The organism is Ruegeria sp. F5 (assembly GCF_056533845.1).
The window spans coordinates 32,567-56,676 of sequence record NZ_JBQFOU010000023.1 but is presented as its reverse complement, the minus strand read 5'-3'; the positions used below and the strand labels follow the sequence as shown (position 1 = coordinate 56,676).

Below are 24,110 nucleotides of genomic sequence, written 5' to 3'. Positions count from 1 at the left end.
ACGTGTAGCGGGAGAGAAAACTCATGACAGATGCACGTTCGATTTCGGATCATTGGGGAAAAGGCGACGTATTCGCCAAAGTAATGGACGCCATGCGAACCGCCGGTATCGATCCAGAGACCGTGACTATCGAACAGTTAGCGCCCGTCGATCACTTTCACGCACGTGGATTTCCGGCCACTGTTGAGTTGGCGGACACTCTTCCAATCGAGGCAGACCAGTATCTGGTCGACATCGGCTGTGGGATTGGTGGACCAGCAAGATATCTTGCCAAACGCTTCGGATGCAAGGTTGCAGGCCTTGATATCACCGCACCCTTCGTTGACGCGGGAAATAAGCTATCCCAGCTTGTTGGTATGCAAGAAGACGTGAAGATCGTACACGGCGCCGGGCAAAAATTGCCCTATGCAGACGAAACATTTGATGGTGGGTATGCTCAACACGTCACGATGAATGTTCCGGATCGCGCCACTTTTTTCGGCGAAGCGTACCGCGTTCTCAAGCCGGGAGCTTTCTTCGCGTTGACCGAACACGGATTGGGTGAGGTCGGTGATCCGCATCATCCTGTGCCTTGGTCAGAAGACGGAAGCGGGGCTTATCTAATGCGACCCGCAGAAACTGTCGAAATGCTAAAGGGACTAGGTTTCGCGGACGTACAAGTCACCGATACCGGCGAAAAGTATCTCCAAGGATATCTGCGAGCCATTGAACTTACTGAGAAAGGCGAAGCGCCAACTTTCGGTGTCCACATCTTACTCGGGAAATTGGCCCCGCAGATTGTCAGAAACGCCGCGCGCAATATTGAGGAGCGAAGGACGCATCCAGTTCAGATTATCTGCCGAAAGCCCACCTAGAGCGAACCCAATCCTATCTTTGTATCGCGCTGTGACCGCTTTGTCCGCTGAGCCGACCTTGGCTTAACTCGCAGACCAGATTTGAGCCGGTAGTTTCGTCACCCGTTTTCGCTGACCTACAAACCATATGGCGGTGTCGGTTGTTTCGCACCTGCAGCTAATGCAAACGGGATCGTTAGATTTGAGGCGTCGTTTGAATTCGGTGAAGCTAGAGCCTTCGCGTTTGGGCCGTTGTTGCAGTTAAAGCAATGGCACACCCTTGGTGCTGGGCAGAGCCAGGAGTCCGACGCCAAGTCCATGAGTTTCGGCCCGATTCACACACTTTTTCAGAAAAACGCACAAAAAAACGCACAAAATTTAGGGCACTGGGAGCGTCATTGTTGTTTAAGTCATTGATTTTAATGGCAGGGGCAGCAGGGTTCGAACCCGCGACCTACGGTTTTGGAGACCGTCGCTCTACCAACTGAGCTATACCCCTGTGGTGAGCCCCCAGATATGCCAGCGGCGCGGCGGACTCAAGAGGCTTTTTTAAATTCCTGTGCGGCGGCTCCGGGGACAAACAAGTTGCGCATGGCGCGCAGTCGGTTAAGACAAGTTTCTGTCATCACAAGGAACCTCGGGTGAGCATACGCAAAAAGATTGCAGACAGCGAAGCCGTCCTGAACTGGACCGCGCGGCGGATTGCCAGCTACATCCGGATGGTCAACCGCAATACCCGCTGGCAACGCATCGGGTATGAGGAACTGGATCGGCTGGTCGAACAAGGTGAGCCGGTGATTGTCGTTCTGTGGCACCAAAGGTTGGCGCAATCCCCGTATTTCTTCCCGCTGGACAGGGGGCGTATCTGTTCGATCACCTCCTCGGCACGGGCGGGCAGCATGGTGGGGCGCGTGCAGAAGCTGTTCGGCATGGATACCATCGCCATGGCCAGCAAAACCCGCCACGTGGCCCTGTCGCGGCAGGTGCTGGGGAAGATGAAACAGGGTATTTCCATCGGCATCGCCGCCGACGGGCCGCGCGGGCCGGAACGGGTGCTGTCGACCGTGCCTTTGGTCTGGGCGCGAACCTCGGGCAAGCGGGTGTTCGGGATCACCTTTTCGGCCAGGCATGGGCGCGAAGCGGGCACCTGGGACCGCCTGCTGATGCCGCGACCCTGGCGGAATGAGGGTGTGTTCCTGTGCTGCGAGTGGACCGAAACCGTACCGCGCAAGGCCAGTGAAGAGGAAATCGAGGCGCTGCGCCAAAGCCTTGAGCACCACATGAACGATATCACGGCCGAGGCCGACCGTATGGTCGGGCGCGCGCCGTGGTCGCCCCGTTAACCGCCCCGCAAGCGCTGCATCAGATAGACTTCACTGCCTTCGGGGATCGGTTCGGTCAAGCCCGTGGCGATGACGCGCCCGTCGATAGCGACGGACACGCCCGCATCAATCGGCCCTTGCAATTGCGGATGCGCACGCACGAGGGCGCGCAGCAGTTCGCCGGTGGTCTTGGCCTCAACCTCCACCACCTGCTGGCCCCCGGTCAAAGACCGGAGACCGGACCAGAGGTGGACCTCAACCATTATCCTTGAGCGCCGCCAGAATGCGCGGCGGCGACATTGGCAGTTCCTTCATCCGCACGCCCGCCGCATGCGAGACCGCGTTGGCGATGGCGGCAAGCGGCGGCACGATGCCCGTTTCGCCCACGCCGCGCACACCAAACGGGTGGCCGGGGTTGGGAACTTCGACGATCACTGTGTCGATCATCGGCAAGTCGCTGGCCACCGGGATGCGGTAGTCGAGAAAGATCGAGTTCTGCAGACGGCCATCCTCGCCATAGATATATTCCTCGTTCAGCGCCCAGCCGATGCCCTGCGCGGCGCCGCCCTGATACTGGCCTTCCACATAGGTCGGGTGGATCGCCTTGCCGGCGTCCTGAATGACCGTATAGCGGGTGATGCTGGTCTTGCCGGTTTCCGGGTCGACCTCGGCATCGACGATATGGGTGCCAAAGGATACGCCCGCGCCTTCCGGAGTGGCTTCGAAATGGCCCGAGATCGGGCCGCCGGTCGCGCCCATATGGGCGGTGATATCGGCCAGCGGACGGGGATCAAAGTCGCCCGCATTCGGCCCCGAGGGCACCGCGCAGCCGTTTTCCCATTTCACCGCATCGACCGGGATGCCCCAACTGGCCGCCGCCCGTTCGCACAGCTTCTCAACCGCGTGACGCGCCGCCTTGATGGTGGCAAGACCGCTGGCATAGGTCACGCGCGAGCCGTGGCTGACATCGTTATAACCCAGCGAGGCGGTGTCGGCGATGGTCACGCGGATGTTCTCGTAGGGAATGCCCAGCACCTCGGCCGCCATCAGCGCCATTGACGCGCGTGAGCCGCCAATGTCGGGCGTGCCGACCATCACCTGCGCCGAGCCATCCTCGGACAGCGCCAGCGTCACCGAGGTTTCGCCGCCGTGGTTGAACCAGAACCCGCAGGCGATCCCGCGCCCCTGCCCCGGTTTCAGCGGGGCCGAGTAATGCGGGTGCGCCTTGGCAGCTTCCAACGTTTCGACCAGACCGATGCGTTCGTAGCGCGGGCCGTAACTGGCCCTGGTGCCTTCGTGCGCCGCGTTTTTTAGGCGCACGTCAATGGGATCAAGCCCCAGCTTCTTGCACATCTCGTCAATCACCGACTCGACCGCAAAGGCCCCCATCGGCGCGCCCGGCGCGCGATAGGCGGCTTGCTTGGGACGGTTGGCCATGACGTCATAGCCGATCTGCTTGACGTTGGTCAGGTTGTACGCCGCAAAAGCGCACATCGCCGTCATGTCGCCCGGAGCCCCGGGGAACGCCCCGCCCTGCAGGCGGAATTCGCCCCGCGCGGCGGTGATCGTGCCGTCCTTTTTCATGCCGATCTTGATGTCCATCGAGGCCGAGGCGGTTGGGCCCGTGGCCCGGAACACCTCGGACCGCGACATCACCAGCTTGACCGGACGATTGGCCTTGCGGCTCAGCGCCAGTGCGACGGGTTCGATGAAAACGGTCGTCTTGCCCCCGAAACCGCCACCAATCTCGGATGCGGTGACGCGCAGCTGCGAGGTTTCGATGCCCAGCAGGGCCGCACAGGTTTTCTGCGCAATCCAATGGCCCTGGGTGGTGCACCAGAGCTCTCCCTTGCCGTCATTTCCCAGCATCGCCAGACAGGCATGCGGTTCGATGTAACCCTGATGGGTCGCCTCAGTGACAAAGCTGTCTTCCATGACCAGATCGGCCTCGGCAAACCCGGCCTCGACATCGCCGTGGCCGCTTTCGTGGTAGCGCACGACGTTTGGGTGCATTCCTTCGGGCACGGAATAGTCCGCAGCGCCTTCGCGGATCACGGGGGCATCCGGAGCCATCGCCTTGTCCACGTCGGTGACATGGGGCAGGACCTCGTATTCCACTTCGATCAGCTTGAGCGCATCGCGCGCTGCCAGCGCCGACGTGGCCGCCACAGCCGCCACCGCGTGGCCATCATAGAGGGCCTTTTCGCCCGCCATGACGTTTTCCAGAACGTTGTAAAACTCGCCCTCCAGACCGGGCTTGAACGGGACATCGGCGAAATCCGCGCGTGTCACCACGGCTTTGACGTCCTTCATCGCCTCGGCCCGGGACGCGTCGATCCTGACGATCCGGGCGTGGGCATGGGGCGAGCGCAGAATTGCGCCGTGCAGCATGCCGGGGGCTGACATATCAGCGCCGAACTTGGCGCGGCCTGTGACCTTGTCCAAACCGTCAGGGCGGTTCGGGCGGGTGCCGACAAAAGTGAATTCCGATTTACGGTCGTCCAGTGCCATTACGAAGCCTCCCGCAGGTCTTCCGCCGTTTCCATCACGGCGCGAATGATCTTGTCATAACCGGTGCAGCGGCACAGATTGCCTGCCAGCCAGTACCGGGTTTCTTCCTCGGTCGGGTTGGGGTTCTTCTCCAGCAGCGACTTTGCGGCCACCAGAATGCCCGGCGTGCAGATGCCGCATTGAAGGGCGGCATGTTCGATGAACTTTTTCTGCAGCGGATGCAGAATGTCACCGTCCGCGATTCCCTCGACGGTCTCGATGGTCTTGCCATCCGCCTCGACCCCCAGCATCAGGCAGGAGCAGACCAGACGGCCATCAACGGTGACCGAGCACGCGCCGCAATCGCCGGTGCCGCAGCCCTCTTTCGCGCCGGTCAGGTTCAGCTTGTCGCGCAGACAGTCCAGCAGGGTTTCGCGCGGGTCGCACAGGTATTCGACCGCGTCCCCGTTGACGGTGGTGGATACGTGGAACTTGCTCATACGTGTTCTCCCTTCGCGCGGGCATAGGCGATTTTGGCGGCGCGCTTGACCAGAACGCCAGCGACCTCGGTGCGGAACGCGATGGTGCCGCGCTTGTCGTCGATCGGGTTACAGGCGGCCGAGGCCGCTGTCGCCAGCGCCTCCAGCGCGGCATCGTCCAGCGTGCTGCCGATGATGGCTTTGGCGCAGTCTTCGACCAGCAGCACGGTCGGGGCGACGGCCCCCAACGAGACGCGCGCCTCGGTGACCGTATCCCCGTCCAGCCGCAGGCTGACGCCGACGCCGACCACGGCGATGTCCATCTCGGTACGCGGAATGAAGCGCAGATAGGCGTCGCCCGCATTGTCGCCGCGCGCAGGGATGTTGACCGCCGAAATCACTTCGCCCTTGGCCAGCGAGGTCTTGCCCGGCCCGGTTGGAATATCTTCGACGGCCACCTCGCGGTCGCCATCCGGGCCGGTCACGGTGACGGTCACACCAGCTGCAACCATCGCAGGCACCGAATCCGCCGCCGGAGAGCCGTTGCACAGGTTGCCGGTCAACGTCGCGCGACCCTGTACCTGAGTCGAACCGATCAGGTCCATCGCCTCGACCACACCGGGCCACTCGCGGCCCAATTCAGCGTGTTCGCTCATCTCGGCACCGGTGGCGGCAACGCCCAGCGTCCAGCTGCCATCGGCATTGCGGGTGATGTCGCTGACGCCGTCGATCTTCTTGATGTCGATCAGCGTATCGGGCGTCACCAGATCCGAGCGCAACTGCACCAGCACATCCGTTCCACCGGCCAGAAACCGGGTGATGCCCGTTGCGTTTGCAGCCAGTGCCGACGCCTCGGCAAAGCTGGCGGGGCTGTGATACTCCATGAAAATACCTCGCACCTGTTGATCAGGGTTTATTGGGGTTCGCAGGGGACGTTAGTGCAGCATGCAGGCGGCGTCCATGGCTGGAACGACCAATTTTTGCGATTCAAAATGTCGTTTCCAGACTTTGCATCACAGATCGATCTCGACCACACCGCCCGGTTGCGCGGCCCGGCTTTGGCACAGGATGATAGCGCTCTCGCGTTGTTTGTTGGACAGCACGAAATCGCGGTGCTCGATCTCGCCCGAGATCACGCCGCATTTGCACACGCCGCAGATCCCGTCCGAGCATTTCACATCCACGTGAATGCCTGCTTCGTTCAGCACCTGCGCGGCGTCCTTGTCGGCGGGGACGGTCAGGTCGCGGCCCGATTTCGCCAGTCTCAGGGTAAAGGGATGGTTTACGTAGTCGGGCTGTTCGGGGACCGAGAAATACTCCAGATGCCGCGCCTCTTCCGGGAATCCCTGCTGTTCCGCCGCCTGTATGACGCCGTCCATATAGCGGTCGGGTCCGCAGGTGTAGACGTGCCAGCCATCCTGATAGCCCGAAAGGATCGCATCCAGATCGGCCCGCGTGCCTTCGTCCGAGAAATGATAATGCACATGGTCCGCCCACGGCATCGCGGCGAGATCATCCAGATACCCGGCCCCTGCGCGGGAGCTGGCGGAGTAGTGCAGTGCAAACGGTTTGCCCAAAGCGTGCAACCGGTGCGCAAAAGCGATCATCGGCGTGATCCCGATGCCGCCGCCCATCAGGAAGGTCTTGGTCGCGGTCTCATCCAGTTCGAAAAGATTGATCGGTTTCGAGATGAACACCTTGCGCCCTTCGCTGAAGATGCGATGCAGCAGGGCCGAGCCTCCGCGCCCTTCATCCTCGCGCAGCACGCCAATTTGATAGGTGGCGCGGTCGGACGGGTCGCCAGACATCGAATATTGCCGCAGGAACTCAGGCGCGACCAGCACGTCCAGATGCGCGCCCGCAGTCCATTCCGGCAGCGGCGCGCCATCCAGCGTCGAGAATTCGTACTTGCTGACATCCGCGGTCATCTTGTCGACGCTGGTCAGTTCCACCCGCATCACCGGCGCGTCTCCCGCGATCTGGTAGCGGTGAATGACGGACATGTCGCCCGCCGCCTTGCGGGCCTTGTAGTCATCCGCCGTTACCATCGCCTCATAGGCGGCGATCCCGGCTTCGCGGTCCATCGCAAAGGGATAAGGCCAGGGGTGCGGCGCAAGCGGGGCGGGATAGACGGCCAGCGTCTGATCCTCGTATTTCAGGTCCAGATCGGTTTGCAGGTCGCGCCGGTTCAGCGCGTGTTCCGAAGGGCGATAGGCCCCGTCCGCCTGCAACTCGATATCCCACCACCATTTCTTGGTGTCGTTCAGCCCGCCATTGCCCACCGCATCGTCCAGCTTGGCCAGTGCAGGGGCCGCCGAGGGTATGTTCATCGCGGCCCAGCGGAAGGGGCGTTCCTTGAAGATCCCCTCCAGATTCCACGGGCAGGTTTTCATGCACCGCCCGCACATCGCGCCGCCGGGCGTGGTCACCCGGTAGGTGGCGCATTTCTGGCTGTCGGATTTCCAGATTTCATAGCCGTTGAACATCAGCTTCGGCCCGGCGGTGATCGCGCCCGAGGGGCATTCGCGGGCGCATTTGTTACAGGCCTCGCAAAAGCGCTGCAGGCCGAAATCGATGGGCTTGTCATGCGCCATCGGCATATCGGTTGTCACCACGCCCGACTTCAGGCGCGGGCCCAGATAGGGGTTCAGGATGACCTCGCCGATCCGGCTGACCTCGCCCAGCCCCGACAGCAGCAACAGCGGCGGCTGCAGCACCTCGCCATCCATCACCGTGTGCGCCTTGGCCTTGTAGCCGAGGTTGCGGATCTGCTGCGCGATCACACCGCCCAGCAGGGAAAACCGCAGATAGGCGCGCATCGACTGGGCGACGCTGATCCAGTCGTCGCCGCTGGCACCCTCCATCGTCTCGTAGCCCTGATCAATGATCATGCTGACGGCCTGATCGTGGGGCGGAATGATCTCCTCGCCCGTCGCATCATGGGAATACCACGCCCAGTCTGGACAGCGGCTCAGGCCCACCGCATCGACCCCAAGAAAATACGTCGCTGCCTTGATATTGGCGGCGTTGCGGGCTGCATCAGTGGGTTTGGCGACATCCGCGATTTCCCCATCCTGCAGCAGCACAAACGCCCCCAACGCGCGCCGTTGCGCGAAACTCGGGGCGGATTTGCGGACGTAATGCCCGCCCTTCGCCGCATCCTGCAGGTTCTTGCCCATATCGCCAAACTGCGCCCGCGCGAACATGTCGGCCCGTTTGGGCACCCGGGCGACATTTTCTTCGTCGATATAGGTGGTCGGATCCTCCACGCGATTGAGGGTTTCAAACGGATGCGCCCCGTCCACATAGCGCCGTTTCGCATAAGGATCGCGGTTCAGCGCGTTCTTGGCGAACCCCGCCCCAAGCCACCACGCCGGGCCTTGTGTCCGAAACCACGGCTGCTGCGCCAGTGGCTGCAGCGGCCCGTCATGGGCAATCGGCATCTCAGTGGTGACGGCCGCCAGCCCAAACCGCGATCCCAGCCACGGCGCGACAAGCTGGCCTATTTCGACCGAGGCCAACCCCGCCGCCACGGCGAGTTTGCCCAGATCAACATCCGAGGACATGGCCGTATGCGCCCGCGCATCAAAGCCCAGCAGGCGGATGTAATTGGCAATCACCACAGCGTTTTCCGAGGCCAGCAGACAGGCCCGGTGGTCCTGCGCATCCAAAATCCACTCCGCGCCGGGTTCATCCGGATCGGGATCGCGGTTGTGTTCATAGAGGAAGACAATGGCATGGCGATGCGCATCCAGCGGTCCGGGTGTCGCCTCCATACTATCCTTCAGATCGGCCATGATCAGGTCGATGCCCGAGGCCAGCGTTTTGGTCTGCCGCGTACGCAGGGCATGGGCCAGCCGGTCGATATCGGGGTTGCGGCGCGGCTGATCCAGCAGAGCCTCGGGCGGCAGGGGGCCGCAGCCCATCATCGAGGCGTCGTTGAAATAGCCGAACGCTTTCAGATGGTTGGCGCGCTCTTGCGGGTCAGACGGAATCTCGGACGCCACAGGGTTCACGAGCCCGTCCCGGATCGTGTCCAGCATGGCCTGAAACTCTCCCATCGCGTTCACGATGCTTTCGGGTCGGTCGGGCCTGTGAAAGCTGAGCACCGGCATCGCGGGCACGCCGGACAGATCAGGCAGATGATCCTGCCGCGCCAAACGTTCCAACGGGTATGGCCCCATATGAACCGGGCGGTTCTTGTCCGAGAAAAAGCGGATCCCCATCCTGCGCCTCCTGTCCTTCCTAATCCCCTAACCTGCCGTGCTGAGCAAATCCATTCACAAAAAACGCGACGGGACCGTCGTGCAGTGATTTCAGTTAATTACTGATTTTGTGCCGCCTTCAGGCCTGGGATAGCAGCCAGTCCCGCATCTTCCCGACAAGTTCGGGATGGCGAGGTTTCCTAGGCGCGACCACGTAAAAGCCCAGATCATCGACCAGAACCTGATCGAACGGCCTGACCAACCGCCCGCTCTCCAGTTCCGACGCCACGAGGGCAGCATTGGCCAGCGCAAAGCCTTGCCCCGAAACAGCGGCATCAATCGCCAGTCCGGTCTGGTTGAACGTCATCATGCGCGGCTTGCCCGTCACCCCTGCATGTTCAAGAAACAAAGGCCAAAGCCCATGAGAGTCGCTGAGCAACACATGCGGCATCAGGTCAGCAGGGCCCGAGACCTGCGCCGCCAGATCAGGCGCGCAAACCACCATGAACTCGGTCGAGAACAGCGGCTGGGCCTGCAAACCTGCCGCAATAGGCCTGCGGCTTTGACGTACGGCGATGTCGACCCCGTCCCGGTTGAAATCCGCCAGCGCTTCGCGCGCGTCCACACGCACTTCAATATCGGGGTGCCGGGTGGTGAATTCGTGCAAGCGCGGGACCAGCCATTTCGAGGCAAAGCTCGGGGTGACGGAAATCACTATCTGGCGCAGGCCCGAGAACTCTCCGACAGCCCCTTCGATCAGGCGAAAGGCGCGGCGCAGCGGGGCATGAAAGCGCCGCCCTGCCTCGGTCAGGCGCAACCCGCGCGGCAGGCGGTCGAACAGCGGTGCGCCCAATCGCGCCTCAAGCCCGCGCACCTGCTGGGCGACGGCGCCTTGGGTTACACCCAGCTCCTCGGCAGCAAGGCGGAAATTCAGGTGCCGGGCGGACGCCTCGAAAGCGCGCAGGGCGTTGAGCGGGGGAAGGGCGGGCATGGCGCTACTCAGTAGATTTTCTACAGCATAAGGGCAGAAGAACTGATTGGTCAAATTCCGGCTCTGGCGCCATGTTGTCCGCAGACTGGAAACGGAGATTGGAAAGATGGCAGACAAGGTGGCGCTGATAACGGCGGGTGGCAGCGGGATGGGCGCGGATGCGGCCCGGCGGCTGGCGGCAGACGGGTTCAAGGTGGGGATATTGTCCTCATCCGGAAAGGGTGAGGCACTGGCCCGCGAACTGGGCGGCGTTGGCATCACCGGATCGAACCAGTCGAACGGTGATCTGCAAAGGCTGGTGGATGCGGCAATGGCCCATTGGGGGCGGATCGATGTGCTGGTCAATTCCGCCGGGCACGGCCCCCGCGCCCCGGTTCTGGAACTGAGCGACGACGACTGGCACACCGGCATGGATGTCTATTTCCTGAACGCCGTCCGCCCGACCCGGCTGGTCACGCCGATCATGCAGGCGCAAGGTGGCGGGGCCATCATCAACATCTCGACCTTCGCCGCCTTCGAACCGGACCCGGTTTTCCCCACATCCGGTGTGTTCCGCGCAGGACTGGCCGCCTTTACCAAGCTGTTCTCGGACAAATACGCGGGCGACAACATCCGCATGAACAACGTGCTGCCCGGCTTCATCGACAGCCTGCCCGAGAAAGAGGAATTCCGGTTGCGCATCCCGATGGGTCGCTATGGAAGAAGTTATGACGAGATCGCCTCGGTCATTTCCCTGCTGGCCTCGGACGGCGGCGGCTACATCACCGGGCAGAACATTCGGGTGGACGGCGGCATCACCCGCGCGGTCTGACCGGCTATCCGGTCACAAGCGCCCTTTGGTCGTCGCGGCCCATGGCGACCAGCAGGGGCGCGGTCTCCTGCTGCGCTGCAAACGCGGCCTTGTCCGTCATGCCGCGCCACTGGGCCAGAACCAGCGACTGCGCAACTGCCCCGCCAAGGGTCGCGCCCGGACCGGTCACGATGAAAAGGTCCGGCGCAAACTCGCGCGCCGCCGTTTGCACGGCGCGGGTGAAATCATAGGGCTCCGTCACCTGATGGCCCAGCGTGTAATCCCACAGCGCATCCGTGTCGGTTGCGTCCGGCCACCAGATTTTGCCCCGCCCGTCGATCATCGGATGGCGGGGCTGTCCGAACAGACCCGCCGCCAGTTGCGCCCGGCCTTCCGCCGCCACGGGGGCCTGCAGCCGGGTGTGGAACGCGGCGTGGTTGGGCAGGCGCATGGGAAAACGGTCCTGAACCACGGGCTGAGACGCCTCGAACGCGGCCAGCCCGGCATCGTTTCCGGCCAGAACCAGCATGCCGCCCAAATCGATCGACAGGGCCAGATCCTGCCCCTCGGTCGCGTCGATGCGCGCAACGTCCTGTATCAGTGCCTGTTTCCGACCGGGATCGTTGACCCAGGTGTCGTCGGTAAAGGGATAGACCAGTTGGCCGCCGATCAGATGCTGCTGCATCAGGGTTCCCATCGTATTCACAACCCGGAACCCGTTTTCCGCACTCAACGCCCCGGCCACGGCCAGCGCGATGTACCAGCCCATCGAGTTCCCGGTGACGGCGACCACCTCGATATCCTCGGCCAGCGCCTGCGCATCGGCCAGCGATGCGGCATAAATCAGGGGTGAGGCGACATCGCCGCGCGAGTATTTCCCGACCGAATGGCGATCTGCGGCATCCAGCGCCGTCACGGGTTCTTGCCCGGTTTCTTCCCGAATGGCGTCGAAGGCGCGGAACATCGGCAATTGGTCCGCGTGGTGCCAATGCAGATAGCCCAGTTCGGGCTTGTTATAGGTGCCCCGACCGGGGCAAATCACGACGGCGGTACGGGTCATGTGCTGGCTCCGGTTAGTTGCAATGCGGCAGCGACGATACCGTCTTTCGAGGGCAAAGGCGCGGCATAGGCAGGCCCGGTTGGGATGAAACAGTCCTCAGCCACCACGCGGGCAGTCGGGGTGGCGGGACTTTCTTCGTCGAAGAAAGTCATCAGCGCTTCGGACTGGCTGCCGGTGCGGCGGCATTCGTCGACGATCAGCACATGTTTGCAGCCGTGCGTCGCCTCAAGCAGCGCTTGGGCCGGCAGCGGTGCCAGCCAGCGCAAATCGATGATGCGGGTCTTGATGCCTGCCGCCTGCAGCTCGGGCAGTGCCTGGTGCGACAGATAATGGCCGTTGCCATAGGTCACGACGGCCAGATCGTCGCCATCGCCATGCACCCCGACCTCACCCAACGCGATCCGCTGGTCCGGAGAGGGATAGGTCGTCATCCACCCCCCATCCTGCGCCTGATGCAGATCGCGCATGGGATAGAGCGCGATGGGCTCCAGAAACACCACCACCCGCTGTTCTTCCCGCGCCAGCCGCACGCATTCGCGCAGCATCTGCGCCGCATCCGCACCGGTCGAGGGGCAGGCAATGATCACCCCCGGAATGTCGCGCAGAACTGCCAGCGAGTTGTCATTGTGAAAATGCCCGCCAAAGCCTTTTTGATACCCAAGGCCCGCGATCCGCAGCACCATCGGATTGGTGAATTGGCCGTTCGAGAAAAACGGCAGCGTCGCCGCCTCACCCCTGATCTGATCTTCGGCATTGTGCAGATAGGCGAGGAACTGGATTTCCGGGATCGGCACAAATCCATTATGGCCCATGCCGATGGCCAACCCCAGAATGGACTGTTCATCCAGCAAAGTGTCGATCACCCGGTCCGGGCCAAAACGCTGCTGCAGTTTCTGGGTCACGCCATAGACGCCCCCTTTGCGGCCCACGTCTTCGCCCATACAGACGATTTCACCATGCTCTAACATCAGATCGGTCAGCGCCCAGTTGATCAGGCGGCTCAGGGGCTGCGGGTCCTGCATGGCCCGCATGTCACCACCGAAAGCGGTGGCGCGGGCGTCGGCGGTCGGCCCGTTTGTCGGCTTGCAGGCGCGCCTGGGCGGGATCAGGCTGGCCATCACCTCTGCCGCGTTTGCCAGATGCGGGCGGGTCGCGGCCTCGGCAGCGATGCGGTCGGTGCGGGCGCAGGTGTCCTGATAGATCCTCAGCGCCGCATCCGGGGGCAACGCCCCGGCGTGATCCAGCAAACGGACCGAATGCAGCAGCGGATCGTTGGCCTCATCGGCTTCGAGTTCGGCCTTGCTCAGATAGGTTGTGGGCACATCCGCCCCGGCATGCCCATAAAGACGCACGGTTTTCAGATGCAGAAAGGCCGGTTTGCGGCGCGTGCGGACATAATCGGCCGCCTCTTGCGCCACAGCGTATGTCTCATAGATATCCAGCCCGTTGGCCTGAAAATACTTGATCCCCGGACGATGCTCCATCGAGGCCTGAATCCAACCCGTGGGCGTTTTGACCGAAATGCCGATGCCGTTATCCTCGCACACGAACAACAGCGGCAAAGGCGTGGACTGCACGCTGGTCCAACCCGCCGTGTTGATCGCCCCCTGCGCGGTCGAGTGGTTGGCCGAGGCATCCCCGAACGAGCACATGGCGATCCCGTCCAAGGGCAGTTCCCGATGTTCGGGATCATGCCTGCGCGCAGCCCCCAGCGAATAAGCGGCCCCGACGGCCTTGGGCAGATGGCTGGCGATGGTCGAGGTTTGCGGCGGAATATTCAGCGCTTTCGACCCCAGCACCTTATGCCGCCCGCCCGAAGTCGGGTCCTCGCTGGAACAGGCGAAGCTCAGCAGCATATCCCAGGCGATCTGCTGGCCCGGCACCTGCTCGGCCCGCGCGATCTGAAACGCGGCGTCGCGGTAATGCAGAAAGGCGATATCGGTCGGGCGCAGGGCATGGGCGACGGCGGCCATGCCTTCGTGCCCCGACGATCCGATGGTGTAGAACCCCTGCCCCGCCTTTTGCATCGCCCGGCTTGTGCGGTCCAGCGCCCGGCTCAGAACCTGCGACCGGAACAGGGACACGGCATCCGTATCCCTCAGGCCCTCACATGGCGGCCGCCCGTCCGGAAAGTCGCGGTTTGCCACACGAGACAGGAAGTTTTCATGAACGATCTGGGCGCGGTCCATAGTCTGGCCTTTTTCAAACGGGGTGGGGCATGCCCGATATGTGGGCGCATCCCTGCACCAAACACCCCCTGTATCCCGCTGGCGCAGGGAAAAAGCCAGTGATAATCAGAAGCAAAGGTATGAGGAAATGTCATATGATCGCGCCCCGCCGTTTTCTGCCATCCATATCGTCCCTGCTGGCGCTCGAAGCGGTGGACAGGCTCGGCAGCGCCTCGGCCGCCGCCGAGGAACTGTCGCTGACGCAAAGCGCGATCAGCCGTCAGTTGAAGGCGATGGAGGAACAGCTGGGCGTCGATCTTATCCAGCGCACGCAGATGCGGCTGCAGCTGACCCCTGCGGCCAAGGATTATGTCCAGACGGCGCGCGCGGCACTGCAGCAACTGGCGCAGGCCTCGCTGAAGCTGAAGGCGAACCCCACCGGCGGGTCCCTGCATCTGTCGATCCTACCGGCCTTCGGGATGCATTGGCTGGCGCCGAGGCTGCAGGATTTCGCTCGCCGCCACCCGGAAGTGACCGTCATTCTGAACACGCGCCTGAAGCCGTTCGACTTTGACACCGAGCCCTTCGACGCCGCGATCCATTTCGGCCAGAAGAACTGGAGCGGCGTGAACTACATGAAGATCATGCAGGAAGAGGTGCTTCCGGTCTGCGCGCCGGAACTTTTGCCGGACCAGCCCTCAGGCATCGAGTGGCTGACACAGGCCCCTCTGCTGCATCTCGAAACGCGCCCGGATGGCTGGGACCGGTGGTTCGCCGCCCAAGGACACCCGGCCAGCGGGCAGCGCGGCATGATGTTCGACCAGTTCTCGACCATGATCCAGGCCACCATTCATGGGCTGGGTGTGGGGTTGCTGCCCGGGTATCTGGTGGCCGAAGACCTGCAGAACGGTCGGCTTGTGCCGGCCTGCGATGGGCCAGAGGTCAGTCTGGGCGACTATTACCTCGTCTGGCCGACCGGGCGGGCAGAGACGGAACCGCTGAAATCGTTTCGGGTCTGGCTGGAAGAACAGCTGTCCTCATAGTGCGAAAACTGCGCGGCCTTCGGCCTTGCGTCTTGCGGACGGCTGGGGGCCGGGCAGGTGCGGGAGCGCCCGTTTCAGACGTCAATCGACCGCGCGATCAGTTCCTTCATCACTTCGTTGGTGCCGCCATAGATCATTTGCACCCGCGCATCCGCGTAAAGGCGGGCAATCGGGTATTCCATCATGAAGCCATAGCCGCCAAACAATTGCAGGCATTCATGCACAATCTCGTTCTGCACGTCCGAGCCCCAGTATTTGACCATCGACGCGGTGGCTGCGTCCAGTTCGCCCGCCTCAAGCTTGCCGATGCAATCGTTGACGAAGCTGCGCAGAACCTCGGCCTTGGTCTTGCATTCCGCCAGCTTGAACCGGGTGTTCTGAAAATCCATGACCCGTTGCCCGAAGGCCTTGCGCTCCTGCACGTATTTGACCGTCTCGGCGATGGCGAAATCGATGGCGCCCAGCGCCATCAATCCGATGGTCAGACGCTCCCACGGCAGTTGTTTCATCAACTGGTAGAACCCCTGCCCTTCCTCGGGGCCCAGCAGGTTGGTCATCGGCACTTTGACGTCCTCGAAGAACAGCTCGGCCGTGTCGTTGCCCTTCATCCCCAGCTTCTTGAGGTTCCGCCCCCGGCGAAACCCGTCCGCGCCTTCGGTCTCCACAGCGATCAGGGATACGCCTTTCGCGCCCAGTGACTTATCCGTTTTCGCGGCCACGATGATCAGATCCGCCGTCTGGCCATTGGTGATGAAAATCTTAGACCCGTTCAGCCGGTAGGAATTGCCATCACGGTCCGCCGTCGTGCGCACCGCCTGCACGTCCGATCCGGTGCCGGGTTCGGTCATGGCCAGCGCCCCGACCATCTGACCCGAGGCCAGTTTCGGCAGCCAGCTCCGCTTTTGATCCTCGCTGCCATAGGCAGTGATGTAATGGGTCACGATGGACTGGATGCCATAGCCCCACCCGGCATCCCCCCGCGCGGCCTGTTCGTAGATCGTGACCGAGTCGAACCCCATGCCGCCGCCGACCCCGCCATATTCTTCGGGGATCGCCCCGGCCATAAGCCCGGTTTCCCCTGCCTTGGTCCAGAAATCGCGATCCACGACGCCATTGTCGACCCAGCGCTCGATATTGGGGGTCAGCTCATCATCCATGAACCGGCCTGCCATTTCGGCAAACATCCGGTGTTCATCTGTGACCCAGGCGGCGGTAGAGGTAAAAAGCGACATGAAGGGCTCTCCGAAACTGTTGTTACGGAAAAGCTATCTTCGGATTTGATCCCTGCCAATCCGGGTGACGCGGCGTTCCCGCCCTGCGCTACGCAACGTTTCTTGTCATCAATGCGTTAGCCGCTGCCGATCAGTCGAGCGCCGCCGTGATCAGCGCCCTTGCCGCCTCTTTCCCGTCAGTGGCGGACTCGCAATTCTTCAGCATCACCGCGGACACGATGGCCCCTTCCTGCAGCAACTGCACCTGTCGGGCCAGCTTTTCAGGCTCGCGCGCGCCGGCTTTGCAGGCCAGGGTCGTGAAATAATCCAGCACCAGGCGCTTATTCTCGGCCGCCTGAATGTGGATGGGATGATCGGGGTTCTGATATTCCGCGCCTGCCTTGACAAAGATGCAGCCGCGAAACCCGTCTTCTTCGAACCATTCGCGGATGACGTCGAATCCGGCGATCAACTGGTCTGTCGGGCTGTCGGCAATCTCTTCGACGCGCTGCAGGAACCAGTCGCGAAAGCTTTCATCCCGCAGGCGCAACACTGCAAGGATCAGGTCCTCTTTGGTGCGGAAATGCTTGTACATTGAGGTTTTGGACACACCCGTTTCCACAACAAGCTTGTCCATGCCGGTGGCGTGAAACCCGTCCCGGTAGAACACGTCCAGAGCCTTCCGAACCAGCTGATCCCGTTTGTTTGGACGCATTAACCCCTCCGAGGTGTACTGATTGGTACATAATTCCTGCGGTGCATGAATGCAATCTGACTGCCACAATTGCATGCCGCGCTTCGGAACAATTCTCACCTTCCCGTGTGTTGGGCAGTTCCGCTGCACATTTTCATTGATTGGGCGGACAGATCGGTACACCCTGAGATAAGTTTACCGATCAGTCCACTAAAGGAGCCGAGAAATGCAACGCCGCGCCAGCCCGTTTTCGCCCCAATACGTGCCTTTCCTGCTGACACTCGCCCTTCTGGCCGCAGCGCTGATCTGAGCGCGGCAGGGTGATCGCCCAGCCCTGCTTTGTCAGGGCGACAGGCGATGCCCAGCGCCGGGCCTCTGAAAGGACCACTCATGCCGCGTGCTTTTGCTGAAGTAACCTTCACCCCGAAAGTGCGCGCATCAGGAACGGATGGGGTCGGCGCAAACCTACGCCAAATTCATCAAAGGCGGGTCGCAGCAGGGTCAACTGATCGGCGACCCCATCTGAACGCCTTGGCCAGCAACCGGCGACCTGAGCCCGTGCGGAAATTTTGACGCACCCCTCTTGACCTTCCCGTCACTGGAACCCCCATCTGAGGGGCAACGAAATTGCCCGGACCGAGTCGGATGGCGGACCCTCAGACATATCACCTTAGAATCGAAGGCATGCACTGCGCCTCATGCGTCGCCCGCGTCGAAACCGCATTGCGGGACGTTCCGGGCGTGGAAAGCGCGGCGGTCAACTTTGCCACCGAAACCGCGCAGGTCGCGTTTGACGGGCCTGTAACTGCGCTGACCGACGCGCTAAAGGCCGCAGGCCATCCGGCAGCCGCGCGACACGCCGTTCTGGCGGTCGAAGGCATGAACTGCGCCTCATGCGTCGCGAAAATCGAACGGGTGCTGAAAGCGAACCCAGGCGTGGTCGAGGCCACTGCGAACCTTGCCAATAAAACGGCAGCGGTGACGTATATCGACGGTGCGACCGATCCCGCAGCGCTGGCGCAGGTTGTGACCCGGTCCGGCTATCCCACGCAGCCGGCTGGGGCGACAGGTGCAGACCCCGATACCAAGGCGGATGAAATCGGCCACCTGACCCGCTTGACGCTATTGGCCGCGGCGCTGGCGCTGCCGGTTTTCATTCTGGAAATGGGCGGGCACCTGATCCCGGCGTTTCATCACTGGGTGCATGCCACCATCGGCGCGCAGACCAGCCAGGTGATCCAGTTCGCGCTGACCTCGGCCTTGCTGATCGGGCCGGGGCGGGTGTTTTACGCCAAGGGCATTCCGGCGCTGCTGCGCGCTGCGCCCGATATGAATGCACTGGTCGCCTTGGGCACCGGGGCGGCCTATTTCTATTCGGTCACGGCGACCTTCGCCCCTGATCTGCTGCCCGCAGGCACGGCGAATGTGTATTTCGAAGCCGCCGCCGTCATCGTCGTTCTGATCCTTCTGGGACGGCTGATGGAGGCGCGCGCCAAGGGCAAAACCGGCGCTGCGATCCGCAAGCTGGTCGGGCTGCAGCCCAAGACGGCGCGCGTCGAACAGGATGGCGCAACCGTGGACCGCGCAATCGCCGAAATCGCGGTGGGCGACATTCTGCAGATCCGTCCGGGTGAGCGGGTGCCGGTGGACGGAGCGGTTCTGGACGGAACCTCTTACGTCGACGAAAGCATGATCACGGGTGAACCCGTGCCGGTCGGCAAATCCACAGGCGATCAGGTCGTCGGTGGCACCGTGAACGGCACAGGGGCCTTGCGGGTACAAGCCAGCCGCGTTGGCGCGGATACCGTGCTGGCGCAGGTCATCCAGATGGTCGAGCAGGCGCAGGGCGCGAAGCTGCCCATTCAGGGACTGGTCGACAAGATCACCTACCGATTTGTGCCGGCCGTGATGGCGGTGGCCGGTCTGACCGTACTTGTCTGGCTGATCTTTGGGCCCGCCCCTGCCCTGCCGCTGGCGCTGGTCGCCGGGGTCTCGGTCCTGATCATCGCCTGCCCCTGCGCCATGGGGCTGGCCACTCCGACCTCGATCATGGTGGGCACGGGCCGCGCGGCAGAGCTGGGTGTGCTGTTCCGCAAGGGCGACGCACTGCAGCAATTGCAGCAAGCGCAGGTCATCGCGCTGGACAAGACCGGCACGCTGACACAGGGCCGCCCGGAACTGGACAATGTGACCCGGGCAAACGGTTTTGACCGGGCCGAAGTTCTGCGGCTGGCCGCCGCGCTTGAGGCGCGGTCCGAACACCCCATCGCCACCGCAATCACCCGCGCCGGTCCCCCGGACCTGCCTGTGGTGTCGCAGGTTCAGTCGCTGACCGGCCTCGGCCTGCAAGGGCGGGTCGAAGGCAAGGACATCCTCATCGGCTCGCACAAGCTGATGCAACAGCAAGGGATCGATATCGCCGGTCTGCAAGCTGACGCAGACGCCCGCGCCGCTGCAGGGGCGACCCCTCTGTTCATGGCCATAGACGGCCAGGCGGCGGCGAGTCTTGCCGTCTCGGACCCGGTCAAGCCCGGCACGCGTGCGGCCTTGGCGGCGTTGCACCAGATGGGGGTGAAGCTTGCGATGATCACCGGCGACAATGCCCGCACCGCCCGCGCTTTGGCCGACGCTCTGGGGATCGATCATGTCACTGCCGAGGTGCTGCCGGACGGCAAGCTGGAGGCTATTCAGGCCCTGCGCGCCCAATACGGAACGGTGGCCTTTGTCGGCGACGGGATCAATGACGCGCCTGCCCTGGCGGCGGCGGATATTGGCGTTGCCATTGGCACCGGCACGGATGTCGCCATCGAAACGGCGGATGTGGTTCTGATGTCGGGCGATCTGCGCGGCGTGGTAAATGCGGTCGAAATCAGCCGCCGGACCATGCGCAACATCCGCCAGAACCTCGGCTGGGCTTTTGGCTACAACACACTGCTGATCCCTGTGGCGGCGGGGGTTCTGTATCCGTTTGGCGGCCATCTGCTGTCGCCCGCTCTGGCCGCCGGTGCGATGGCCTTGTCCAGCGTCTTTGTCGTCACCAACGCCCTGCGCCTGCGCCGCGTCCGCGCCAGCGCGGCCGAGACCACCCTGCCCGCAACCGAGGAGGCCCCCGCATGAATATCGGAGATGTCGCCACCCGCACCGGCCTGCCCGCCAAAACGATCCGCTACTACGAGGATATCGACCTGATCAAACCCCTGCGCGACGACAACGGCTATCGCTGGTTTCGCGAGCAGGACGTGCACAAGCTGACCTTTCTGGGCCGCGCCCGCGCGCTTGGGTTCACCATCGAGGACTGCCGCACCCTGCTGGCGCTTTATGAGGATGAAACCCGGGCCAGTTCGGATGTGAAACAGGTGGCAAAGGATCATCTGGCGCAGATCGAGGCCAAAATCGCCGACCTCAACGCCATGCGCGATACGCTGGGCCATCTGATCGACGCCTGTGCAGGGGATGACAGGCCGGATTGCCCCATCCTGCAGGATCTGGGCGGTAAGGCATAGGGGTTGCCCTTTAAGCCCAGCTTTGCTTTCTCTGCACTGAACAGCGGAGAGAAACCCCGAATGGTACATTCCCCTATTGCTGGCTTTGGCGGACGGTGGAACATATCGTTCCGGATCGCGTTAGGGTGACGGCAAAGGGGGGCTGTCTGCCCCCCATCGCGCCTGACGGCGCGATTCCCCCCGAGGATATTTTTGGCCAGATGAAGGGGATCCATTTGGCATCTGGACAGGGAAACATATGAGCGATTTGACTGCATTCTGGGCCGGGGCCGTGCGCGGGCACTGGGGGTTCGACGTCAAGCTGACGCGGCTGGACGGGGAATATGACCTTAACTTTCTGGCGCAGGCTACCAACGGGCAGGACTATGTTCTGAAGGTCATGCGTGCAGGCTGCGAGACAGAGCTGGTCGATCTACAGATTCGGGCGCTGGAACATATCGCGTCCGAGGCTCCGGGCCTGCCCTTTCCCAAGGTCATTCCCGATCTGGACGGTGCGCTGTTGCCAGAGATTGCGGATGCGGCAGGTGAAGCCCGGTTGGTCTGGCTGCTCGAACGGTTGCCGGGAACCTGCTACGCCAAGGCCGCGCCGAAAAGTGAGGAACTGATCCTGAAGCTGGGCCGCGTTCTGGGCGCAACCGACCGGGCGCTGCAGGGGTTTTCGCATGATGGTCTTCACCGGCCGGAGTTCAAATGGGACATGATGCAGGCCGGGTGGATCGGCGAGCAGTTGGACGCGATTTCAGACCCGGGTCGGCGCGATCTGCTGGCGGGCATTGTGGCGGGCTATGACCGCATCTCAGATGTGTTGGAGGCGTTGCCGAAGCAAGCCATTCACAACGATGCCAATGACTACAATATTCTGGTCGAGGGCGAGTTGGGTCGGCAATCGGTGTCCGGGCTGATCGATCTGGGGGACATGTGCGCCGCCCCGCGCATCTGTGATCTGGCCATTGCAGGGGCCTATATCGTGCTGGACAATCCCAAGCCCGAACGTGCGCTGGCGGCCTTGGTCCGTGGTTATCACGCGGCCAATCGCCTGCGGGCGGAAGAGGTGGATCTGATCTGGCCCCTGCTGCGCATGCGGCTGGCGGTGTCGGTGGTGAACTCGACCCTGATGGCAGTCGACAATCCGGACGACCCGTACGTCACCATTTCGCAGGTGCCCGCATGGCGGTTTCTCGAAAACGCTTCCGTCAATGGCGGGCTGATGTCGGCGCGGTTGCGGGCGGCTTGCGGGTTTCCGGTGACCAAGGGAGCCGAGCGGGTACAGGCCTATCTGCAGGATCATCGCGGCCACTTCGCGCAGATGTTCGGGCAGGATCTGAGCGATGTACAGATGGGCTCTCTGTCAGTGGAAAACTCGCTCTGGCCGCAGAACCCGTTTCACATGCCCCTGGAGGAAGCCGCACGCGTGGGTGAGGAATTCGGCAAAGGCCTCTGGCTGGGGTATTACAACGAACCGCGCCTGATCTATGCCGAGCCGGGGTTTCGCAAGGGGCCATGGAAAGCCTCGGATCGGCGCACGGTGCATCTGGCGGTGGATGTCTTTGCCCCTGCCGGAACCGTGCTGCATGCCCCGATGAGCGGCCGGGTCGAGGCGGTTGAAAACCGGGATGCGCATCTGGATTATGGCGGCGTGGTGATCCTGCACCACGAAACGCCCGGGGGCGACCCGTTCTACACCCTCTATGGCCATCTGGACCCTGAAGTCAGTGACCGCCTGAAACCCGGCGACCCGGTGGCGCAGGGCGCGGCCTTTGCGCGGCTGGGGGATGCCACGCAGAACGGCGGCTGGGCCCCGCATGTTCATTTCCAGCTGGCGCTGACCACGGACGGGATGCAGGCCGACTGGCCCGGCGTGGCCGACCCCGATGAGTTGGAGCTGTGGAACGCGGTCTGCCCCAACCCGGCGGCGCTGCTGAACCTGGCCGACGACAAGGTGGCCTATCGGCCGACCGACAAGCGGGCGATCCTGCAAGGCCGGCGCGATCATTTCGGCGGCAATCTCAGCCTGACCTATGACGATCCGGTGATGCTGGTGCGGGGGTGGAAACATCACCTGTTCGACGAATGGGGCCGCCCCTATCTGGACGCCTACAACAACGTGCCCCATGTGGGCCACGCACATCCGCGCATTCAGGCTGTGGCGGCGGATCAGTTGAAGCGGATGAACTCGAACACCCGCTATCTGCACCCGGCACAGACCGCCTTTGCGGATAAAATCCTGTCAAAACTACCGGATCACCTGCAAGTGTGCTTCTTCGTCAACTCAGGGACCGAGGCCAACGAACTGGCCCTGCGGCTGGCCCGCGCGCATACCGGGGCGAAGGGTATCGTGACGCCGGATCACGGCTATCACGGCAATACCAATGCCGCCGTTGCGATCTCGGCCTACAAGTTCAACAAGCCGGGCGGGGTCGGTCAGGCGGATTGGGTCGAACTGGTCGAGGTGGCGGATGACTATCGCGGATCGTTCCGGCGCGACGACCCCGAGCGAGCCAAAAAGTTCGCGAATTTTGTCGGCCCCGCGATTGCAGCGCTACAGGGCAAAGGCCACGGGGTTGCGGGGTTTATCGCCGAGACCTTCCCCTCGGTCGGCGGTCAGATCATCCCGCCCGAGGGCTATCTGCCTGCGGTCTACGAAAAAATCCGCGCCGCAGGCGGCGTTTGTATCGCGGACGAGGTGCAGACCGGGCTGGGGCGACTGGGCGACTGCTATTTCGGTTTCGAACATCAGGGCGCGCTGCCGGATATCGTGGTCATGGGCAAGCCCATCGGCAACGGGCATCCGCTGGGTGTGTTGGTGACGACCAAGGAGATAGCGCAGAGCTTTGACAACGGGATCGAGTTCTTCTCGACCTTCGGCGGCTCGACCCTGTCCTGCCGCATCGGGAAAGAGGTTCTGGACATCGTCGATGACGAAGGGCTGCAGCACAACGCCCGCGTGATGGGCGCGCGACTGATGGGTGGGCTGCGCGGGATCGAGGCCGATTTCGGCTGTGTCGGCGATGTGCGCGGCATGGGGCTGTTTGTCGGGGTCGAACTGGTCAATCCCGACGGCTCGGAAGGCACCGAAATCTGCAAATACGTCAAGAACCGGATGCGCGATCACCGCATTCTGATCGGCAGCGAAGGGCCCAGGGACAACATCCTGAAAATCCGCCCGCCCCTGACCATTGAGGCCGAAGACGTGGATATGATCCTGTGGGCGCTGCGCGAGGTTCTGGCCGAAATTGGCGATTACGCCCCGGAACCGGCCTGCGACCACGATCACCACCACCACGGCTGCGGCTGTTGCTAGCAAATGACCCCGGCTGCGCG

The 24,110-nt window shown here is 62.8% G+C and carries 17 protein-coding genes and 1 tRNA gene; 7 read left to right on the top strand and 11 right to left on the bottom strand.

The features are described from left to right. The first annotated feature begins 23 nt into the window (after window positions 1–23). Entirely contained in the window at window positions 24–854 is an 831-nt protein-coding gene (locus ACR0K1_RS22640; protein WP_480851938.1) for a class I SAM-dependent methyltransferase, read from the top strand. 402 nt (window positions 855–1,256) lie between these two features. Here ACR0K1_RS22640 and ACR0K1_RS22635 read toward each other — a convergent pair. Next, window positions 1,257–1,332 (bottom strand) — tRNA-Trp (locus ACR0K1_RS22635). Window positions 1,333–1,474: 142 nt separating this feature from the next. Here ACR0K1_RS22635 and ACR0K1_RS22630 point away from each other — a divergent pair. After that, window positions 1,475–2,176, top strand: coding sequence for a lysophospholipid acyltransferase family protein (locus tag ACR0K1_RS22630; RefSeq protein ID WP_480616388.1), 702 nt, complete (start codon window positions 1,475–1,477; stop codon window positions 2,174–2,176). On the opposite strand, the gene ACR0K1_RS22625 is transcribed toward ACR0K1_RS22630, so the two are convergent. The 6 genes from ACR0K1_RS22625 to ACR0K1_RS22600 all read right to left on the bottom strand — a co-directional run bounded on the left by ACR0K1_RS22625 (window position 2,173) and on the right by ACR0K1_RS22600 (window position 10,320). Then, on the bottom strand, window positions 2,173–2,418 hold the full coding sequence (locus ACR0K1_RS22625; RefSeq protein ID WP_480616390.1) for a MoaD/ThiS family protein: 246 nt from the start codon (window positions 2,416–2,418) through the stop codon (window positions 2,173–2,175). The two genes, ACR0K1_RS22630 and ACR0K1_RS22625, sit on opposite strands and share 4 nt — an antisense overlap. Next, window positions 2,411–4,666, bottom strand: coding sequence for a xanthine dehydrogenase family protein molybdopterin-binding subunit (locus ACR0K1_RS22620; protein ID WP_480616392.1), 2,256 nt, complete (start codon window positions 4,664–4,666; stop codon window positions 2,411–2,413). The genes ACR0K1_RS22625 and ACR0K1_RS22620 overlap by 8 nt, the downstream gene beginning before the upstream one ends. Next, entirely contained in the window at window positions 4,666–5,145 is a 480-nt protein-coding gene (locus ACR0K1_RS22615) for a (2Fe-2S)-binding protein (RefSeq protein WP_480616394.1), read from the bottom strand. Before ACR0K1_RS22615 ends, ACR0K1_RS22620 begins: the two co-directional genes overlap by 1 nt. Next, on the bottom strand, window positions 5,142–6,008 hold the full coding sequence (locus tag ACR0K1_RS22610) for an FAD binding domain-containing protein (protein WP_480616396.1): 867 nt from the start codon (window positions 6,006–6,008) through the stop codon (window positions 5,142–5,144). Before ACR0K1_RS22610 ends, ACR0K1_RS22615 begins: the two co-directional genes overlap by 4 nt. A gap of 129 nt (window positions 6,009–6,137) precedes the next feature. Beyond that, window positions 6,138–9,350, bottom strand: a complete 3,213-nt coding sequence (locus ACR0K1_RS22605; RefSeq protein WP_480616398.1) for a reductive dehalogenase — start codon at window positions 9,348–9,350, stop codon at window positions 6,138–6,140. A gap of 118 nt (window positions 9,351–9,468) precedes the next feature. Then, window positions 9,469–10,320, bottom strand: a complete 852-nt coding sequence (locus ACR0K1_RS22600) for a LysR substrate-binding domain-containing protein (protein WP_480851937.1) — start codon at window positions 10,318–10,320, stop codon at window positions 9,469–9,471. A gap of 106 nt (window positions 10,321–10,426) precedes the next feature. Between ACR0K1_RS22600 and ACR0K1_RS22595 the strand changes: the two genes are divergently transcribed. After that, a complete protein-coding gene (locus ACR0K1_RS22595) occupies window positions 10,427–11,131 on the top strand; it encodes an SDR family oxidoreductase (RefSeq protein ID WP_480851936.1) in 705 nt (234 codons plus the stop codon). 4 nt (window positions 11,132–11,135) lie between these two features. Here ACR0K1_RS22595 and ACR0K1_RS22590 read toward each other — a convergent pair whose 3' ends face one another. Beyond that, on the bottom strand, window positions 11,136–12,170 hold the full coding sequence (locus tag ACR0K1_RS22590) for an ACP S-malonyltransferase (protein ID WP_480851935.1): 1,035 nt from the start codon (window positions 12,168–12,170) through the stop codon (window positions 11,136–11,138). Next, window positions 12,167–14,359 (bottom strand): dehydrogenase E1 component subunit alpha/beta, encoded by a 2,193-nt coding sequence (locus ACR0K1_RS22585; RefSeq protein ID WP_480851934.1) that lies wholly within the window; start codon window positions 14,357–14,359, stop codon window positions 12,167–12,169. Before ACR0K1_RS22585 ends, ACR0K1_RS22590 begins: the two co-directional genes overlap by 4 nt. A gap of 134 nt (window positions 14,360–14,493) precedes the next feature. On the opposite strand from ACR0K1_RS22585, the gene ACR0K1_RS22580 reads away from it, so the two are divergent. Beyond that, entirely contained in the window at window positions 14,494–15,381 is an 888-nt protein-coding gene (locus ACR0K1_RS22580) for a LysR substrate-binding domain-containing protein (protein WP_480616408.1), read from the top strand. Between the two features lie 74 nt (window positions 15,382–15,455). Here the strand turns inward: ACR0K1_RS22580 and ACR0K1_RS22575 are convergent, their stop codons facing one another. Together ACR0K1_RS22575 and ACR0K1_RS22570 are read right to left on the bottom strand one after the other, a co-directional pair. Then, window positions 15,456–16,613, bottom strand: a complete 1,158-nt coding sequence (locus ACR0K1_RS22575) for an acyl-CoA dehydrogenase family protein (RefSeq protein WP_480616410.1) — start codon at window positions 16,611–16,613, stop codon at window positions 15,456–15,458. A 130-nt stretch (window positions 16,614–16,743) separates the two neighbouring features. Continuing rightward, on the bottom strand, window positions 16,744–17,307 hold the full coding sequence (locus ACR0K1_RS22570; protein ID WP_480616412.1) for a TetR/AcrR family transcriptional regulator: 564 nt from the start codon (window positions 17,305–17,307) through the stop codon (window positions 16,744–16,746). Between the two features lie 624 nt (window positions 17,308–17,931). Here ACR0K1_RS22570 and ACR0K1_RS22565 point away from each other — a divergent pair. The 3 genes from ACR0K1_RS22565 (at window position 17,932) to ACR0K1_RS22555 (ending at window position 24,090) form a co-directional block, all read left to right on the top strand. Further along, window positions 17,932–20,403, top strand: a complete 2,472-nt coding sequence (locus tag ACR0K1_RS22565) for a heavy metal translocating P-type ATPase (RefSeq protein ID WP_480851933.1) — start codon at window positions 17,932–17,934, stop codon at window positions 20,401–20,403. Further along, entirely contained in the window at window positions 20,400–20,789 is a 390-nt protein-coding gene (gene cueR / locus ACR0K1_RS22560) for a Cu(I)-responsive transcriptional regulator (protein WP_480851932.1), read from the top strand. The genes ACR0K1_RS22565 and cueR overlap by 4 nt, the downstream gene beginning before the upstream one ends. A 238-nt stretch (window positions 20,790–21,027) precedes the next feature. Next, complete coding sequence (locus tag ACR0K1_RS22555; RefSeq protein WP_480851931.1) at window positions 21,028–24,090, top strand: aminotransferase class III-fold pyridoxal phosphate-dependent enzyme; 3,063 nt, start codon at window positions 21,028–21,030, stop codon at window positions 24,088–24,090. The last annotated feature ends 20 nt before the right edge of the window (window positions 24,091–24,110 follow it).

What these genes read in the sequence shown, in the direction of transcription:
- ACR0K1_RS22640 (WP_480851938.1), top strand. Translation starts at nt 24, where the DNA reads ATGACAGATGCACGTTCGATTTCGGATCATTGGGGAAAAGGCGACGTA.
- ACR0K1_RS22625 (WP_480616390.1), bottom strand. Translation starts at nt 2,418, where the DNA reads ATGGTTGAGGTCCACCTCTGGTCCGGTCTCCGGTCTTTGACCGGGGGC.
- ACR0K1_RS22620 (WP_480616392.1), bottom strand. Translation starts at nt 4,666, where the DNA reads ATGGCACTGGACGACCGTAAATCGGAATTCACTTTTGTCGGCACCCGC.
- ACR0K1_RS22615 (WP_480616394.1), bottom strand. Translation starts at nt 5,145, where the DNA reads ATGAGCAAGTTCCACGTATCCACCACCGTCAACGGGGACGCGGTCGAA.
- ACR0K1_RS22610 (WP_480616396.1), bottom strand. Translation starts at nt 6,008, where the DNA reads ATGGAGTATCACAGCCCCGCCAGCTTTGCCGAGGCGTCGGCACTGGCT.
- ACR0K1_RS22605 (WP_480616398.1), bottom strand. Translation starts at nt 9,350, where the DNA reads ATGGGGATCCGCTTTTTCTCGGACAAGAACCGCCCGGTTCATATGGGG.
- ACR0K1_RS22600 (WP_480851937.1), bottom strand. Translation starts at nt 10,320, where the DNA reads ATGCCCGCCCTTCCCCCGCTCAACGCCCTGCGCGCTTTCGAGGCGTCC.
- ACR0K1_RS22595 (WP_480851936.1), top strand. Translation starts at nt 10,427, where the DNA reads ATGGCAGACAAGGTGGCGCTGATAACGGCGGGTGGCAGCGGGATGGGC.
- ACR0K1_RS22590 (WP_480851935.1), bottom strand. Translation starts at nt 12,170, where the DNA reads ATGACCCGTACCGCCGTCGTGATTTGCCCCGGTCGGGGCACCTATAAC.
- ACR0K1_RS22585 (WP_480851934.1), bottom strand. Translation starts at nt 14,359, where the DNA reads ATGGACCGCGCCCAGATCGTTCATGAAAACTTCCTGTCTCGTGTGGCA.
- ACR0K1_RS22580 (WP_480616408.1), top strand. Translation starts at nt 14,494, where the DNA reads ATGATCGCGCCCCGCCGTTTTCTGCCATCCATATCGTCCCTGCTGGCG.
- ACR0K1_RS22575 (WP_480616410.1), bottom strand. Translation starts at nt 16,613, where the DNA reads ATGTCGCTTTTTACCTCTACCGCCGCCTGGGTCACAGATGAACACCGG.
- ACR0K1_RS22570 (WP_480616412.1), bottom strand. Translation starts at nt 17,307, where the DNA reads ATGCGTCCAAACAAACGGGATCAGCTGGTTCGGAAGGCTCTGGACGTG.
- ACR0K1_RS22565 (WP_480851933.1), top strand. Translation starts at nt 17,932, where the DNA reads ATGGCGGACCCTCAGACATATCACCTTAGAATCGAAGGCATGCACTGC.
- cueR (WP_480851932.1), top strand. Translation starts at nt 20,400, where the DNA reads ATGAATATCGGAGATGTCGCCACCCGCACCGGCCTGCCCGCCAAAACG.
- ACR0K1_RS22555 (WP_480851931.1), top strand. Translation starts at nt 21,028, where the DNA reads ATGAGCGATTTGACTGCATTCTGGGCCGGGGCCGTGCGCGGGCACTGG.